The organism is Neobacillus sp. YIM B06451, assembly GCF_032667185.1.
Lineage (GTDB): Bacteria > Bacillota > Bacilli > Bacillales > Cytobacillaceae > Bacillus_D.
Genome location: NZ_JAVFKJ010000001.1, coordinates 782,724 through 799,656 on the forward strand (window position 1 = coordinate 782,724; position 16,933 = coordinate 799,656).

At 39.4% G+C, this 16,933-nt stretch carries 15 protein-coding genes; 12 read left to right on the plus strand and 3 right to left on the minus strand.

Annotation, left to right across the window (positions count from 1 at the left end; translation table 11 throughout):
• The 6 genes from queD to RB160_RS03810 all read left to right on the plus strand — a co-directional run bounded on the left by queD (position 1) and on the right by RB160_RS03810 (position 5,153).
• The gene (gene queD / locus RB160_RS03785; RefSeq protein ID WP_316569052.1) at positions 1–477 is read left to right on the plus strand and encodes a 6-carboxytetrahydropterin synthase QueD; all 477 of its coding nucleotides are present in this window, start codon (positions 1–3) and stop codon (positions 475–477) included.
• Complete coding sequence (gene queE, locus RB160_RS03790; RefSeq protein WP_316568868.1) at positions 470–1,195, plus strand: 7-carboxy-7-deazaguanine synthase QueE; 726 nt, start codon at positions 470–472, stop codon at positions 1,193–1,195. The genes queD and queE overlap by 8 nt, the downstream gene beginning before the upstream one ends.
• Before the next feature lie 583 nt (positions 1,196–1,778).
• Complete coding sequence (locus tag RB160_RS03795; protein WP_316568869.1) at positions 1,779–2,474, plus strand: response regulator transcription factor; 696 nt, start codon at positions 1,779–1,781, stop codon at positions 2,472–2,474.
• Positions 2,475–2,477: 3 nt separating this feature from the next.
• On the plus strand, positions 2,478–3,413 hold the full coding sequence (locus RB160_RS03800; RefSeq protein WP_316568870.1) for a sensor histidine kinase: 936 nt from the start codon (positions 2,478–2,480) through the stop codon (positions 3,411–3,413).
• 143 nt (positions 3,414–3,556) lie between these two features.
• The gene (locus tag RB160_RS03805; protein ID WP_316568871.1) at positions 3,557–4,480 is read left to right on the plus strand and encodes an ATP-binding cassette domain-containing protein; all 924 of its coding nucleotides are present in this window, start codon (positions 3,557–3,559) and stop codon (positions 4,478–4,480) included.
• Positions 4,473–5,153 carry an ABC transporter permease gene (locus RB160_RS03810; protein WP_316568872.1) on the plus strand — a complete coding sequence of 227 codons (681 nt, stop codon included), beginning with the start codon at positions 4,473–4,475 and terminating at the stop codon, positions 5,151–5,153. Before RB160_RS03805 ends, RB160_RS03810 begins: the two co-directional genes overlap by 8 nt.
• A 191-nt stretch (positions 5,154–5,344) precedes the next feature.
• Here RB160_RS03810 and RB160_RS03815 read toward each other — a convergent pair whose 3' ends face one another.
• Together RB160_RS03815 and RB160_RS03820 are read right to left on the minus strand one after the other, a co-directional pair.
• Positions 5,345–5,764, minus strand: a complete 420-nt coding sequence (locus tag RB160_RS03815; RefSeq protein WP_316568873.1) for a DinB family protein — start codon at positions 5,762–5,764, stop codon at positions 5,345–5,347.
• A 125-nt stretch (positions 5,765–5,889) separates the two neighbouring features.
• Positions 5,890–6,426 (minus strand): CBS domain-containing protein, encoded by a 537-nt coding sequence (locus tag RB160_RS03820; protein ID WP_396954664.1) that lies wholly within the window; start codon positions 6,424–6,426, stop codon positions 5,890–5,892.
• A 711-nt stretch (positions 6,427–7,137) separates the two neighbouring features.
• On the opposite strand from RB160_RS03820, the gene RB160_RS03825 reads away from it, so the two are divergent.
• From RB160_RS03825 to RB160_RS03840, 4 genes are all read left to right on the plus strand, one after another.
• A complete protein-coding gene (locus RB160_RS03825; protein WP_316568875.1) occupies positions 7,138–11,247 on the plus strand; it encodes a S8 family serine peptidase in 4,110 nt (1,369 codons plus the stop codon).
• A 200-nt stretch (positions 11,248–11,447) separates the two neighbouring features.
• Positions 11,448–12,071, plus strand: a complete 624-nt coding sequence (locus RB160_RS03830; RefSeq protein WP_316568876.1) for a hydrolase — start codon at positions 11,448–11,450, stop codon at positions 12,069–12,071.
• A 24-nt stretch (positions 12,072–12,095) separates the two neighbouring features.
• Entirely contained in the window at positions 12,096–12,440 is a 345-nt protein-coding gene (locus RB160_RS03835; protein WP_316568877.1) for a hypothetical protein, read from the plus strand.
• Positions 12,441–12,681: 241 nt separating this feature from the next.
• Entirely contained in the window at positions 12,682–13,578 is an 897-nt protein-coding gene (locus tag RB160_RS03840) for a PhzF family phenazine biosynthesis protein (protein WP_316568878.1), read from the plus strand.
• A gap of 37 nt (positions 13,579–13,615) precedes the next feature.
• Here RB160_RS03840 and RB160_RS03845 read toward each other — a convergent pair whose 3' ends face one another.
• Positions 13,616–14,503 (minus strand): LysR family transcriptional regulator, encoded by an 888-nt coding sequence (locus RB160_RS03845; RefSeq protein WP_316568879.1) that lies wholly within the window; start codon positions 14,501–14,503, stop codon positions 13,616–13,618.
• Positions 14,504–14,997: 494 nt separating this feature from the next.
• Here RB160_RS03845 and RB160_RS03850 point away from each other — a divergent pair, with 494 nt between their 5' ends.
• Together RB160_RS03850 and RB160_RS03855 are read left to right on the plus strand one after the other, a co-directional pair.
• Positions 14,998–15,561 carry a TetR/AcrR family transcriptional regulator gene (locus RB160_RS03850; RefSeq protein ID WP_316568880.1) on the plus strand — a complete coding sequence of 188 codons (564 nt, stop codon included), beginning with the start codon at positions 14,998–15,000 and terminating at the stop codon, positions 15,559–15,561.
• 139 nt (positions 15,562–15,700) lie between these two features.
• Positions 15,701–16,852 carry a thiolase family protein gene (locus tag RB160_RS03855; RefSeq protein WP_316568881.1) on the plus strand — a complete coding sequence of 384 codons (1,152 nt, stop codon included), beginning with the start codon at positions 15,701–15,703 and terminating at the stop codon, positions 16,850–16,852.
• Positions 16,853–16,933 lie beyond the last annotated feature (81 nt).

Consider the following 16,933-nt stretch of genomic DNA (forward strand, 5'->3'; position numbering starts at 1 on the left):
ATGTACGGATTCAGGATTGTAGATAAATTGCAAAAAATTGATGTAGATATTAAGCGTGACCAATTGAAGTACCATTCGAAACGGGTCCTTGTCAGCAAGGAATTCACGTTTGATTCGGCTCATCATTTACATGATTATGAGGGTAAATGCAAAAACCTTCATGGCCATACGTATAAGGCCGTTTTTGGGATCAGCGGTTTCGTTGACAACCGCGGCTTGATGATTGACTTCGGTGATATTAAAGAAATTTGGAAAAATGAAATTGAAATTTTCTTGGATCACCGATATTTGAATGAAACACTTCCGCCTATGAATACAACTGCGGAAAACATTGTCGTATGGATTTATGAAAAAATGGCTGAATCGCTGAAAAAACGCGCGAATTTATATGATGGCGCGCGGGTTGAATTCGTCCGTCTCTATGAAACTCCGACCAGCTATGCGGAAGCGAGAAGGGAGTGGATGGAGGATGAGTAAGATACCTGTCATGGAAATCTTCGGTCCGACTATCCAGGGCGAAGGGATGGTCATGGGCCGCAAGAGTATGTTCGTCCGGACTGCGGGGTGTGATTATAAATGCTCCTGGTGCGACTCCGCTTTTACGTGGGACGGGTCTGAAAAAGAAAGAATACGAATGATGGCCCCAATGGATGTCTTTCAAGAACTCAAGGAACTTGGTGGCGATAACTTCGACCATGTGACGATTACAGGTGGAAACCCAGCTTTGATTGGAGAAGCAATGAAACAGTTCATTGAACTTCTTCACCAATCTAATATTGAAGTAGGATTGGAGACTCAGGGAAGCAAGTGGCAGGACTGGTTTTACCTTGTCAACGACTTAACGATCTCTCCAAAACCACCTAGCAGCGGTATGAAACCGGATCTTGAACTATTGGATGATATCATTCGCAAGTTAAAGAACTACAAATCGAACTTTTCACTTAAAATTGTTGTATTTGATGATGCGGACTTTGAATTTGCTAAGATGTTGAATAACTGTTACATGGGGGATCATATTCCATTTTTCCTATCAGTAGGCAATAGCAATCCCGGAGAGGAAGGGGATATTTCAAGCCGGTTACTTCATTCCCTTGACTGGCTGTGGGGGAAGGTGCTGGAAGATCCTGAAATGAACAATGTTCGCCCTTTGCCACAACTCCATGCGTTAGTTTGGTCGAATAAGCGCGGTGTTTAAGGGACCGCAGGAAGAAAGCAGGACTAGAGATTTGATGATTATTCAAAATATCCCAATTAAATCATTGTGTGTAACGAAAAATTAAATCAAGCACAAAAAAAAAAAGACCTACTCAAAAGAGAAGATACAAGCCCAACCGTTTGTTAAATATTTTTAATAGATTTTCACCTAAAGGGGTACCACCAGGAAAAACGCGAAATTACAATGATAAGTAAAGCACAAAAGAAAATCCCAATTTCTTAGTTTTATAATTAAGAAATTGGGATTTTTTGTTACTTCTGAAAAGCCCCCATTAGCTGAACGAAACTCTTCCATATCTACATTTTTTCTTAGTTTAAATTAAGCAACTATACTAATGGTTTATCTATATAAAGCTACTGCTTTATCCCGAAGCAAATGAACAAGGTTTTTTCGTTCGGTCTGAATCCAATCCTGAAATAAGAATAGGTGCTTAATTTTCATGTTAGGACCATTTATATACATAAGAAGGAGTTTTTAACTAGGTATCGAAGTTAATTGAGATGACAAATGGAGTTTTCCTATACTTTTTAGTTAGATTAGTTTAAAGAATGGAAGTGAAGATGTGCAAAGGAATGTTCTGCTTGTAGAAGATGATAGAGATATTAGTAAATTGGTTAAAAGTTACTTGGAACAGGAAAATTTTACAATACTTACTGCATTTGATGGTGAGGAGGCATTGGCTCTTTTTAAGAAAAATGAGGTGGATTTAATCTTACTTGATTTAATGCTTCCAAAGTTAAGTGGGATGGATTTTCTAAAGCAGATTAGAACAAAAAGTTTAGTTCCTGTCTTGATCATTTCAGCAAAAGGCAGTGATATAGATAAAGCGTTAGGTCTTGGTTTTGGTGCGGACGATTATATTAGCAAGCCTTTTTCTATGGTTGAACTAACCGCCAGGGTTCATGCTGCAATTCGAAGGGCTACACAATATCTTCCTTCAGAGAATGAATCTACTTCAACTATCCTCCATTATAATGAGCTTACTCTTGATTTAAAAACCTTTTTGGCACTGGTAAAGGGGGAGACCGTGCATCTTACATCAAAGGAATTTCATATTTTAAAGCTATTTATGTCAAACCAGAATAGGGTGTTTACAAAGGAGCAAATTTACCATTTAATTTGGGAAGATGACTATTATGGCAATGAAAATGTAATTAACGTCCATATTAGAAGGCTTCGGGAAAAAATAGAAGTCGATCCGTCCAACCCGCAATACATTCGGACAATATGGGGAATAGGGTATAAATTAGGTGAATAAACTATGACCCTTTTATTAAGTATCATTATAATTGTTTTGCTGTTCATTATTGCCGTGCAATCTTATAGTAGGAGAAAAATGAATAGGAGCCTGAACGAAATACAAAAAAAGCTATCAGATATTTTTGAACAGAAAACGACTGAAAAAGTGTTAATACAAACAGACCACCAAACGATTAAACAATTCCTCATTCAAATGAACCGTCTTTTAGATTACAATCAACAAGTTATTGCGGACTATGTAAAAACGAAAGAAAGCTTAAGAAAACTGCTGTCTAATATGTCTCACGATTTGAAAACCCCGTTAACTGTCATTTTAGGATATGTTGAAAAATTACATTTAGACAACAGTATGAGTGTGGAAGAACGGAGCCAGGCCATTTCCCGTCTTCATCAAAAAACGCTAAATGTCATCACACTGCTCAATCAATTTTTTGACCTTGTTAAGCTTGATTCTGGAGATTATTCGTTCCCTTTAAGCAAGATTTCGATTAATGAAGTTTGCAGGAAAAATGTGCTTGAGTTTTATGATTTGCTTCAATCGAAAAATCTTCGGGTAGAAGTGAACATTCCAGAACAACCTTATTTCGTTCTTGGAAACGAGGAGGCATTAAATCGGGTTTTAAGCAATCTTATCTCAAATGCGATCCGTTATGGAAGTGATGGTGGAGAATTTGGTTTAACCGTTCGAGAGGATGGAGAGTTTATTGCGATTGATATTTGGGATAAGGGGAAAGGAATAGCCAAGGTGCACCAAGATCAGGTGTTTGAACGGTTATATACTTTGGATGATGCGAGAAGTCCAGAATTTCAAGGAAGTGGGCTTGGATTAAGTATCACCAAAAACCTGATAGAAGTAATGAAAGGTTCCATTTACTTAAGCAGCACCCCTTATGAAAAAACAGTGTTTACTTGTGTTTTCCATCGAATTACGTATTAATTACGATCCAAGAGAGGTGTTCAGGTAGAACGGCCTCTTTTTTGCTTTCAATAATAAACTTAAGAGATTTGTAAGGATTGAGAAAGAAAAAAGATATTCTTGATGCTTATGATGAAAATAGATAAAGGAAAGGAGAAATCGGCATGAATAGTGTGGTGAAAACAACTGGGCTTACGAAAAAGCGAAAAGGAAAAGAACTGGTTACCAATGTTAATCTTCAGATTCATAAAGGGGAAATTTACGGTTTACTTGGTCAAAATGGCGCTGGTAAAACTACAATTATGAAAATGCTCACTGGAATATTGAAGCCAACAAGTGGAGAAATCGAATTATTTGGCCAAAAGCTTACCGAAAGCTCGAAGTTAATGTTAAAAAGAGTCGGAAGTATTATTGAATATCCCATCTTTTTTGAGCACTTAACTGCGATAGAAAATTTGAAGCTCCATTGCGAATATATAGGATATTATGATGAAAAAGGAATAAAACAAGCATTGGATATGGTTCATTTAAAAGGGATTGAGGAAAAATGTGTAGAGGAATTTTCCTTAGGAATGAAGCAGCGTCTTGGGATAGCGAGAGCGATTATTACCAAGCCTGAACTGATTATTTTAGATGAGCCTACGAATGGCCTCGATCCGATTGGAATAAAAGATACCAGGGATTTAATCTTAATGCTTAACAAGGAATACGGAATAACATTTATTCTATCTAGTCATATTTTAGGAGAAATGGAACAGGTTGTGGATAGAATTGGCGTCATTGATAATGGAAGGCTGGTAAATGAAGTAACATTACAAGATATTCAAAAAGAACGCACCGATTACATCGAGCTATTGACAACAGATGTACAAAAAACACTTTATTTACTTGAGCATGAACTGAATATCTCAAATATGAAAATTCTTCAAGGAAATCGAATTCGCATATATGATTTGACTCATTCTCAAAGCGCGATTTCCAAGTTGTTAATTCTCCATAATATTGGGATTGAGGAAATTCTAAAACATACGAGCTCCCTGGAAGACTATTTTTATGCTCAAATAAACGGAGGAGATAAAATTGATTAAATTAATAGGTTTAGAATGGAAAAAATTAAAACGTCTTTCTGTTATTAGTGAAGTAATCATTTACTGGCTTATTCTTATGTTTATGCCTTTGTTATTAATAAAAATAGCGATGCCCGTTTTGGGGCAAAGCTATGCTGCGGCCATTGAACATCTTAATTTGAATATACAAATGGGATTAGTCTTGTTTGGGGGATCCCTTATCAGTCAGGTTTTCATAGATGAATATAAAAATAAAACGATTTCACTTGCGTTTGGATACCCCATTAGCAGAAAAAAGTTGTTTATGGCAAAAGTGCTGTTTATCTCACTTTTTGTCTTTCTTGCTGCGATGATTTCCTTTATCTTAACAGGTCTGACAACCTATTTACTTGATCAGATTTTTCCTTTTATTAACGGACAGCCAACTAATTCCGATATGATTACATTTTTTAGTAGTATGATTTCAGGTTCTCTATTAATTACCTTGATTAGTTTCATACCACTCTTTTTCTTTGGGATTTTGAAAAGAGGAACAATATCCACCGTTATATGCTCAATACTAGTTATGAATTTACCGAAATTATCATATTTCAGTCATTTTGAACAGGAGTACATTCTTGCAGTCATGTGCATACTCGGAGGACTTAGTATCTACCTTTCCATTACTAGTGCGGAGAGTGTAGGAGAGATATAGTTTTGAATGCAAAGGGGGGTATACATGTTAAGAAAAAGAATTCGGGGAGGGGAGGTAATCCATGCATGGGCTGCCAACACTTATACCAATAGATAAATTCAAAGATTTTGATATATTAAAAGTCTAATCCCTCCATGTTTTTATCTAGGAATTAGGCTTGTTATCTTTCGCCATTTATTGTGGAGAGATACTTAGCGGAAAAACGGAACTTCTTTTACACCTACCATACGTGCATACAAAAATAGTTGGCCTTTATGGTGTATTTCGTGATCGTACATCGCCACAAGATATCTTCTTTTCTGTCCCTTTAATTTCGGATGTGATGAACTATTTACAGCTTCTAAATCCGCATCTGTCAACAATTCATATGTATTCTTTGTTTTTTCGGTAAAGGATTTTACCACTTTTCGTATTTCCTCGATTGTCTTACATTCAGGAATGTCTGGCGGAACAATTTCTTCAGTCTTGACCAATGAAACAAACGAATAATTCCAGCCAGCAACATGCAAAGCCAGTTCTCCCAATGTCATAGCATCTTCCCATGGCTTGAAATCTATATATTTGTCATCGATGAGCTCCAGCAAATTTTCCAATACATTTCGATGTTGCAATCATTCATTCATCATTTGCTCCACTTGAGTCAAAACAATTCCTCCTTTTTATCTATAGTAATTGAAAATCCTTCTGAGAAATAAATTCCAGTGGGGAAAGACATAACCCCACTGGAAAGATCAATTTATTCGATATTGGTTACGCGGACGCCAGTGCCGTGGAGTTCTTCAATGATTTGGTTGACGGTTTCTTTTGGCGTTTCTTTTGGAATGGATAGATGGATTTGCCGGACGGCGCGGTTGCTGCCGAGTGTGAACATAGAGAGGATGCTCGTGTGCTTGCCGACAATGGCAGAAATCCGCTCAATCGCATGGTTTTGATCGAACAGTCCGATGGTCAATGAGATGCCGTCGCTGTATGTATCCTCAAGGAGGTCCATGATTTGCGCGTGCGTCAGGATGCCGTCGAATTTCCCTTGCTCATCAACGATTGCGAGGTAAGGGAGGCGTTTGATGCTTTTAAAAATCGTCCTGAATGAATCCCCGCCCTGTACATAGCCGTCCTCTTCTTTAAGTATCTTCAGGACACTATCATTTTTATCGCCTGAATATTCAAAAATATCAATTTTTTCGACATTGCCCAAAAATCGGTTTGTGCCCGTTTCTAGAACCGGCACCCTGCGGTATCCTGTTTCATCCAGGAAAGCAAGCGCCTCCGCAATGGAATGCTTTTCCGAAAGGATGGCTTACATCAGCCTTGTCGATTACAAACTGTTGAATTTTCATGCCATTCCTCCTCAATTCCCATGAATTTCTCTTTCTAGCTATATATATTCTTCAAAAAAAAGAAATTACCTCCTTTTTCTCCTATATGGATATGGATAAATATTGACTTTTTAAACTATTTGGCTTCCGCAATGACTTTTTAATATAGGCAAAGTGTAAACGTATATCGACAACTGCGTTGGGAAACCTCGTCTTTCTTGTCAAACGAAAATTTTTGCCTCTATTAAGAACAGACATACTTCGACTGCCGTAGAAACTATAATGAGGATTAGTAGGAATTTCCTCATATTCCGTACTGGAAATGTACATGCGGTTGCTGTGGGGTCGAAATTTCGATTGATTGAAGTACAAGTTGGATATTTTACAGGCAGAAATCAAGCGTAATCGAACTTTCAGAGAGTCTATTTACCTCTTATTAAACTATTGTGGAATTTATAGGAAAAAACCAAGGGATGAAGACCTATTGGAAAAACAGGTCAACTAGTACATATTGCACTTACATAATTTTACATACTCATGGTACATTCGGATTATTCTGACAATTAAATTGTTGGAATTCCGATGGACTGGAAGGGGGGTGGTTATTTTTTAAAAGAAAAGGGGTTTAGCTGGTTAAAAAGAGAGATTATTAGAAAAGGAGAGTCCTAATGCGTAGAATGAAAAAGAGTTTTAGTTTGTTCCTTATTTTACTACTATCATTCTCCAGCTTTGCGTATGCGGCCCCACAAAATGGCGCCGAGGAGGCAATTCCTGCATTGGCTGCAGTGCAGAATGGGGAAGAATCTGTCACCCCGACAGATGGAAATGAACCCGCTTTTTCCGATAATGAAAAAGTAAGGGTCGTTGTTGAACTCAAGGAAGAATCAGCGATTGAGTATGCGACCAAAAAAGGAGTTAAGTTTTCCAATCTCTCAAAAGAAGACAAAAAAGCATTGAATAGCAAAGCTGCCAATGCACAGCAAAAAGTGAAACAGAAACTTGCCGATAAAAAGGTCAAGATGAATTATAAAAATAATTTTACTACCGTAATGAACGGCTTTAGCGGCGAGGTTACATACGGTGAGATCAAGGAGATCGAGAACCTGCCGGAAGTCAATAAGGTTTACCTGGCCAATGAATATGAGCGGCCGGTTGTCGAGCCTGATATGACGACAAGCCATGAGTTCATCCAGTCGTACAGCGCCTGGGCGGACGGCAAGTACAAAGGTGAAGGAATGGTCGTCGCGATCATTGACTCCGGAATCGACCCATCCCACCGCGATATGATTTTGAGCAATGCGAAAAAGGCGGACCTGACACTGCCAAAAGTAAATACGGCAATTGCCGAGCATGGACTTCCTGGAAAGTTCTTCTCGGATAAAGTCCCTTATGGCTACAACTATTTCGACAAGAACCAGGAAATCCGTGACTTGGTGCCAGGCGGCTCCAACCATGGCATGCACGTTGGGGGCACTGTCGCCGCCAACGGAAATCCTGACAATGGCGGCGTAAAAGGTGTCGCGCCTGAAGCGCAGCTGCTGGCAATGAAGGTTTTCAGTAACGACCCGAACTATGCGTCCACTTTCTCCGATATTTATATCGTAGCGATTGATGAAGCAATCAAACTTGGTGCCGATGTATTGAATATGAGCCTTGGCTCCGTGGCATCGTTCTATTCTGCTGATGATCCAGCCAACCTGGCGATCACACGCGCGGTGGACAATGGAATTGTTAGCTCCGTATCCGCAGGGAACTCCCGCCATATCGGCCGCGGCTACAAGACGCCATTTGCAGAAAATCCGGATATCGGCGTTGTTGGGGCACCTGGACTTTCGTACAATTCTATTCAGGTTGCGGCATCCGGAAATAAGCAGACTTGGTATGATTATTCACTTTCTTTGTCTGGAAATGCTCTTAACGGAGTTGCCTATTCTGGAGATGACTGGATGAAGAAGCCTGGCAACAAGGAATATGATTTGGTATCCCTTGGCAACAAATTTGGAGCTCCAGCAGACTATGCGGGGCTTGATGTAAAAGGAAAAATTGTCGTCGTAATGCGCGGTGGCACACCTGGTCCGTTCATCGATAAGGCGGCTGAGGCTGCAAGGCAGGGCGCTGCCGGAATCATCGTTATCGATGCAGGTACAGGCGGTACGATTTTCAGAGACCTTGGCGGTTTTGATGTTCCGATCATGCTCGTGACGAAACCGACAGGAGACCAGCTGAACCAACTGTATAACGCTGGCAATACTAAGCTGACATTCACTCTTGCCGGTTCACAGGTAGCCCCGCAAAATGGACGTCCAACAGAATTCTCGTCCTGGGGAACAACGCCAAGCCTTGACATCAAGCCTGAGATCATGGCTCCTGGCGGCAATATTTACTCAACTCTTAATGAAAACAAATATGGATTGATGAGCGGTACTTCGATGGCTGCTCCGCATGTTGCAGGCGGATCCGCGCTTGTCATGGAGTACATTAAGAAGAGCCCGCTTTATAAAAACCTACCACTTAGCCAGCAGACACGCCTAGCGAAGGTTCTTTTGATGAACACTGCAAAGCTTGCAATTGGCACGAATGATCATCCATATTCTCCACGCCTCCAAGGTGCGGGAATGATGCAAATCCGCAATGCCACTTTGACCCCAGTTCGCGTAGTCAACCCGGCAACGAACGAAGCAAAAGTGGAGCTGAGGGATTTTACAAACAAGGTTATTGATTTCAAAGTAAAAGCAATCAACGACTCGAATAATGCTGTCACATATAATGTGAATGTCGATGTCTTGACTGACGCAATCCAACGCCTGGCATCAGGTGATGTCAACTGGTCTGCGGGAGTTGGCGCAACCGGAGATCCGCATTTGAGGGGCGCCGAGCCAATGCCTGGAGCAATTGTAAATGCACCAGCTACGGTAACGGTACCTGCTGGCGGAAGCGTTGAAATTCCTGTCACGATTGATATTACAAATGCGAAAATTCCTGGTTACACAGCTGCAGGAGTGAAGACCACTTTTGACCTGAAGGAAGATATTTTCGTTGAAGGCTTTGTTCGCCTGACGGATGTAAATGGCAAACAAGTGAACCTTGGAGTGCCGTATGTCGGTTTCTACGGCGAGTGGGACCGTCCGAGCATTCTTGATGGTATGCGCAATATCGACAGCAGATTCTTCTTCACGGATGGAGCTGGATCAACTCCGCAAGCGGGAATGGTTGATAACCGTGGAGTCTACATCGGTTTCGATCCACTCACGGGTTATGCTAATGCGATGAGTAAATTCGCGCTTTCTCCAAACGGTGATGGCATGTTTGAAACGATTGTGCCGATTATGAGTCTGGTGCGTAACGCAGCAGACATGCAGTTCAATATTTTGGATGCGAATGGCAATAAAATCCGTACTATCCGGAATGAGACCTATGTCCGGAAGCATTATGGAAGCTTGACAACTGCCCGTTATACCTATTCCACTACACGTGCATGGGATGGAAAGGTCAACGGTTCTCTAGTACCGGATGGACAATATTTCTATGAAATTAAAGCACGTGTGGACATGCAGCACAGGGAAGCCAAGTGGCAATCAAAGCTGATTCCGTTTGTTGTAGATACAACAAAACCGGTCGTTCTGAATGCAGTTTACAATGGAGCTAAAAAGCAGCTTACATGGGAAGCAACGGACGGCGGCGGAATTGGCCTTCAAAACTTTGATGTGAGAGTAAACGGAAAGAGCGTACTGCCAGCCAACACAGCTATTTTGCCAACAGCAAAATCTTATAGCTTGGACGGTATAGAGGTACCTGCAGGGGCGAAAGTTGAACTTGTAGCCTACGACTATGCCAACAATATCACTGTCCAGGAAGCAACAATTAACGAAAGCGGAGATACGGCACCACCAACGATTTATCTTACAGCTCCTGGAAATGCATCGATCCATACTTCTAGGACGATTCCAGTAAGCGGTTATGCCACTGACGATACTGCCGTTAAAGAAGTCTATGTGAATGGCAATGCAGTTACTATTACAAAGGTAACTGTAGGCGGGGTCGATCGTTATAATTTCTCGACAAACGTTACAGTAGAGAACGATGGCGTCCATGACATTACGATTAAGGCTATTGATATGGCAGACAATGAAATGCAAATTGTAAGGCGCCCGGTATTCGTAGATACGACTCCGGCAACAATTGAGGTAAATGCTCCGGCAACGGTTGATTTACCTGTGGATAAAGCGAATCTTGAAATTACGGTGAAGGATAATTTCGATTCGATCCGCATGTTCGTGAATGACGACGAAGTGTTGTTCAACTCCGGTCCGAGCTCATGGGTAGCCGCGGTTCCATACGAAAAAACCATCAGCCACGAGGTAAGCCTGAACCAAGGAGATAACATTTTCACGATTCGCGCGGTTGATCTGTCAGGAAGAACGACAACAAAGACCGTAACGATTAAACGAGTTGCGAAGGCTGAAGAACCTAAGCCTGATCCAGTACCAGCACCGGAAATCAAGTCAGTAAGCGTTACTCCCAACACGGACGTCAGCCACAAAACTCCGGTTTCCATCACTGCAGAGGCGAGTGAGTCCATTATTTGGACAGTTAAAATCGTTAAGCCGGATGGTTCGGAGATCTCCCTGAAGCCGCAGACAGGAAACACGTACAATACTACGTATACTCCTGATAAAAACGCGGCAAAAGGAACGTACAAAGTCGTCTTCAGTGGCGCCAATGCCAATGGCGTTAAAGTCGCTGAAAAGCAGGCTACGTACACAATCGGCAAGAAATAATAAATAAATAAAAGTCAGAAGGTGCCTGGTCCCGCCACAATATGGGGCCGGGCACTTTTTTTGGGCTGGGGATAAGGTGAATCATTTGCCGGAAGAAAAATTGAAATTCAATGAAGGAAATTCTGTCGAAATATGGAATATAACAAGTGGGGTGAAAAAATACAAAAGTAGTAAAGAACCATATGATAAGGCGGGAGAAGATGGGATCAAGAATCATGCATTCGATTATCGGCCATAAAATTGCCGAGAGTTTATCCATAAAAGATAAAACATCATTTTTGCTGGGGAGTATAGCGCCAGATGCTGTTTTTTCCTACGAAGAGAAAAATGCATCGCATTTCTTTGTGGGCGATGTAAAGGATTTTACGAGAAGGGTTGATTATAGCGGGTTTTTTCAAAAATACAGTACGTTGGTAGAAAGCAAGAATGAATACATAATGGGCTTTTATACACATTTAATCGCGGATGACATATGGTTAAGAGGTTTTTATCTTCCATGGTTAAGGAATCGAATGGAGGCTGATAAAGGATATTATCAGTTTTATCATAACGATTTTCGGATGTTGAATGGCAAACTGCTGGAATACTATGGTTTTACCGATGAGCTGAAAAGAACCTTCGATCATTTTCCGGCAATTTTGGACCTGGAAGAGGTGAAAGCTGGCGACGTCGAAAAATTTGTTCCATATGTATTGGGTGACATGGAATATGGCCAGGAAGTTTTAAATGAAAAACTAAACGTTTTTACATTCGACCAGATTGTTGGGTATATTGAGACATCCGTTCAGTTGGGAATCTTGAAGATTAGGCCTTTATTTACTTAAAAGGGTAGAAAAAGGGGCGCAAATGTGAAAAAGAAGATAAAATATCTTATTCTTTCTGTTTCGGTGCTTTGTATTTTAATCCCTGTATATTTTTATTTTCACTATCAAAAGCTCCCGATATATCAGATTGAATATAATGCTGGGGAGGACACTACATATGCTTTACATTACGCTTATTTCAAAGATCACACATATCAATCAGTAAACCCATTCATATATGAAGATGAATATCCTCTAGGTAAACAGATTGGTAGGACGGAGCACGGGATTGAAACCGTTTTTGAAGTGAAAGGCCATAAAGATTTAATAGCCGTAAAAGGGTTTATGATTCCACCTATTTATTTCAAAGAAATGAAGGACCTTGATTAGGGTCCTTATTTTTATGGTCGTTCTTTTTAGAATGGCTCTGTTAAACAAATCTGATGGTGTTACATAGTCAAATATATCGTCAATTTGTTAAATAGAGAAAAACCTGTTAGGAACTTTAAATATTGGCTGAACTCCAAAATCCATTCGTATTTCTGATTTATTGCATAAAAAACATTCATTTTACTGCTTCAATAAGAAGGCATACAATCAAGTTAGCACGATATGAAAGGGGTTAATAAAGATGAGAGAAATTAGGGTTTATCACGTAGATGCCTTTACTACACAAAAGTTTGGAGGAAATACTGCGGGAGTCGTATTAGATGCAGAAAAGTTGACAGTTAGTGAAATGCAAAGCATTGCTAAAGAGTTAAATTTACCTGAATCTGTCTTTTTACTGCCTTCACAAAATAATAACGCAGATTATAAAGTGAAATTTTTCACTCCCACTGAAGAAATCAATTTTTGCGGTCATGCAACGGTCGGGTTAACGTGGTTGATGGCGACGGAATTTGGTCTAGCTAAACATAAAGACGGCATTGTTTTAGAAACGAATATTGGGAATATACCTGTTATGTGGCACAAAGAAGGTGGTGAATTAACTGTTGTGGAGATGACACAAGTTACCCCACAAACGAAAGAAATTGCAATTGATTTAAACATCCTTAGTCAAATGATTGGTGTTAAATTTGATAGTATAGATTTGGAATATCCCATAAAACTAGCTAATACAGGTAACTGGCATCTACTCGTGCCGATTAAAGATCAAGAGGCCATCGATGAAGCAATGCCGGATTTAGCAGCTCTAGCAAAACATAATAAAGAAAATACGATTAGTACTACACATCTATATACGTTTAACACGAAGAAAGATGTTGATATATATACGAGAGATTTTGCCCCGGGTATTGGTATTCCTGAGGATCCGGTTACAGGTGCTGCAAATGGGGCATTAGCTGGTTTTCTTTATTTAGAAGGTCTCATTTCCCAAACAAAAACAACAAATTTAAAAATTGCCCAAGGTGATGCAGTGGGAAGACCTGGTTTGCTTAATGTGACGGTAATTCCTAATAAATCTAACCCAGCCATTAAAGTGGCAGGTGCAGCAATTATAACTATTCGTGGAATCTTAACTATATAAATGCAAACGGCTTGAATCGGAAGTTTTCCAAAATACTTCAAATTCGAGCCGTTTCTTTAAAATATCCTCTTGTAATCTCAATAAATCTTTTGACAGCAGGTGAAGCTTGCTTAATTGATTTTAGCCCCATGCCTATTTCACGAACCAAGTCATGTTCTAGGGGAATAACTTTTGTGTTTGACATTTTTTCAGATAAAATCATTTCTGAGATAATGGTTATGCCTAGCTTTTCTTGAACCATAGATATTATGGTGTTGTTGTCTATAACTTCAAAAAGAACAGTAGGTTGTACGTTGCTTTTTTTGAGAAAATCCTTTATTAAAGTATCACATCCACCTTTAGGCATGATAAATGGTTCATTATGTAGTGATTCAATATGAACTTGTTTTTGTGTACTCAAACGATGATCTCTATGAACTAAAAGGGCTAATCTATCTGTAAATAAATGAATGGTTTCGAATCCATTTGCTGGAAGCGGAAGAAAACCTATATCAATAGTTCCTGATGTTAGCCAATTTTTTATATCGTCATAGCCACCCTCATAAAGTTCTATCTGAATATGAGGATACATTTTAACATAGGTACTAATAATACGAGGAAAGATTTTTGCAGAAAAACTAGGGAAGCTCCCAATTTTAATGCTTCCTATCTCAATTCCTTTAATAAGCGCCGCTTCTTGCTCCAGCAAATTTGCATGACGAACAATCTGGCGTATATGTGATATGACTCTTACTCCGGCGTCAGTTAAAGAAATCCCATTACGATTGCGATGAAGTAATACCATTCCTAGTTCCATTTCAAGCGTTGAAATATTATGACTTACTCCTGATTGAGACAACCCTAGTTTCTCCCCTGCTTTAGTGAAACTACCATTGTCAACCACTGCTAAAAAAACTTCATACTGAAAAATTGCTAATACACTCACCCATTTTCATAAATTTATCTTAGCATCAAGAATTGCAAGTTGTATGAAGTATTCAATCAGTGCTGATTGCACTTTCGTCCTACGTTATAAATATTCTCTTTTATTTGATTGTATCCTACTGGAACTCCTCAGTTTAGTTCAATTTTCACACCAATACTCGCTTATTCGCAGGATTTCATCCTCAATGGATTTAATTTCATGATTGGATGGAGTGACTAAGTAGTCGTAAAGGTGACTCTTTGTTGTTTATAAGTTGTTTGCAATGAGCACTGGGAATGAAAACAATAGAGACGTCCTCAAAATCTAATGAATTGTATTTTAATCTACTTGTTGATAATGAATTCAAATTGATGTATACTTTAACCAATTGAAACCGTTCGGTCTCTTTTAGTTGTGAAAATCTCTATCTCGTGGTAGATCTTATGTAATTTCAAATATCTCATTTTGCAAAAGGAGTGGATGGGAAATTGCGAAAAGGTCAAGAGACTCGGCAAATGATCATCTCTAAATCTTCAACTCATTTTAACAAAAAAGGTTATGCATCTTCTTCAATTAGTGACATTATGGAAGAGACTGGATTGAAAAAAGGGGGGATATACCGGCACTTTGAAAGCAAAAAAGAACTAACTATTGAAGCATTTGAGTATTCTGTTCAAATTATGACTGAGCATTATAGGCAAGCAATTAAAGATAAAAAAAGCATGCAAAATCGTTTGTTTGCTGTACTAAGTGTTTTTCAGGATTTAGAAAAAGGCTTTCCATTACCTGGGGGCTGCCCGCTAATGAACGGTGCAATTGAATTTGACGATACTTCTTCTGAATTAGCTTCCCTCGTCCGCTCTTCAATGATAGATTTATTAAAGTTCGTGGAAGGGTTAATTGTTAAGGGGCAAGAAACTAATGAATTTAGCGTGGATGTTAATGCCAAACAAGCCTCAATTATTATAATTTCTACTTTGGAAGGAAGCTTGGCCTTAAGTCGGCTGTATCATGATTCCATTTACTTGGATAATGCCTTAGATCATTTGCAAAATTATATCCGTTCCTTTTCTATTTAAGGATTATGAACAAGCAACAATTATTGTTGCTTGGAATTTTTTTACTTAAAAAGAGACCGTTTGGTTTCTTTTTGAGATTATCGAATTTTTACCATTATTAAATTGTATGAAAATTTATTAGGTAGAAAGGAAGTTGTTTATGCGTGAAGCGGTTATTGTAGAAGGTGTTAGAACTCCAATAGGCAAAAACAATGGTTTGTTAAGTGGAATCCGAGCAGAGGAATTAGCTGCAAAACCTTTAAGGGAAGTGGTAAGAAGGGCAGGAATTTCACCTGAACTGGTTGAGGACGTCATAATGGGATGTGTTGACCAGGTTGGAGAGCAAGCTTCTAACATTGCAAGAATGGCATTATTAATTGCAGACTACCCAATTGAAGTCCCTGGAACAACGATAGACCGTCAGTGCGGATCGAGTCAACAGGCTATTCATTTTGCTGCTCAGGCAATCATCAGTGGTGACATGGATATTGTCGTTGCCGCAGGAGTTGAAAGTATGTCGCGCGTACCAATGTGGTCAAATCGAATTGGTGTTACACCAAATGAAGTACTTACTTCTAAATATGAAATCATCAGTCAAGGATTATCAGCTGAAAGAATTGCGGAAAAATGGGAAATCAGCCGACAGGAAATGGATGAATATTCACTGAAAAGCCATCAAAAAGCTATTAATGCCAGAAATGAGGGACGATTTGATAAAGAAATCATGCCTGTAGAAGTATATTTGCCAGATGGAACAAAGACGGTGGTGACACAAGATGAAGGCCCAAGAGAAAAAACAAGCCTTAAAAAACTTAGTTTATTAAAACCGTCATTTAAAGAGGATGGAAAAATTACAGCTGGAAGTTCCAGCCAAATATCTGATGGTGCAGCTGCTGTATTGTTAATGTCAAGAGAAAAAGCAGTGGAACTTGGATTAAAACCAAGGTTTCGCATAATTGGCCGTTCAGTTATTGGAGCTGATCCTACTTTAATGCTTACTGGAGTAATTCCGGCAACAAAGAAAGTATTGAAAAAAGCAGGTCTCTCCATTCAAGATATAGATATCTTTGAGGTTAGCGAAGCATTTGCTTCTGTTCCGCTTGCATGGCTTAAAGAATTCAGTGTCGACACTGATAAACTGAATCCAAACGGCGGTGCAATTTCATTAGGCCATCCGCTTGGAGAAAGTGGCACAAGATTAATGATTACGATGATGAATGAGTTGGAAAGAACCGGAGGACGCTACGGTTTACAAACTATGTGTGAAGCAAATGGAATGGCTAACGCGACTATTATAGAAAGATTAACTTAATCCACATATTGAACATACCGGAAAGTTTCTTTTCAAAATTAGGATAATTTTAATTGTGCCATGTTAAATCCACTATTCAAG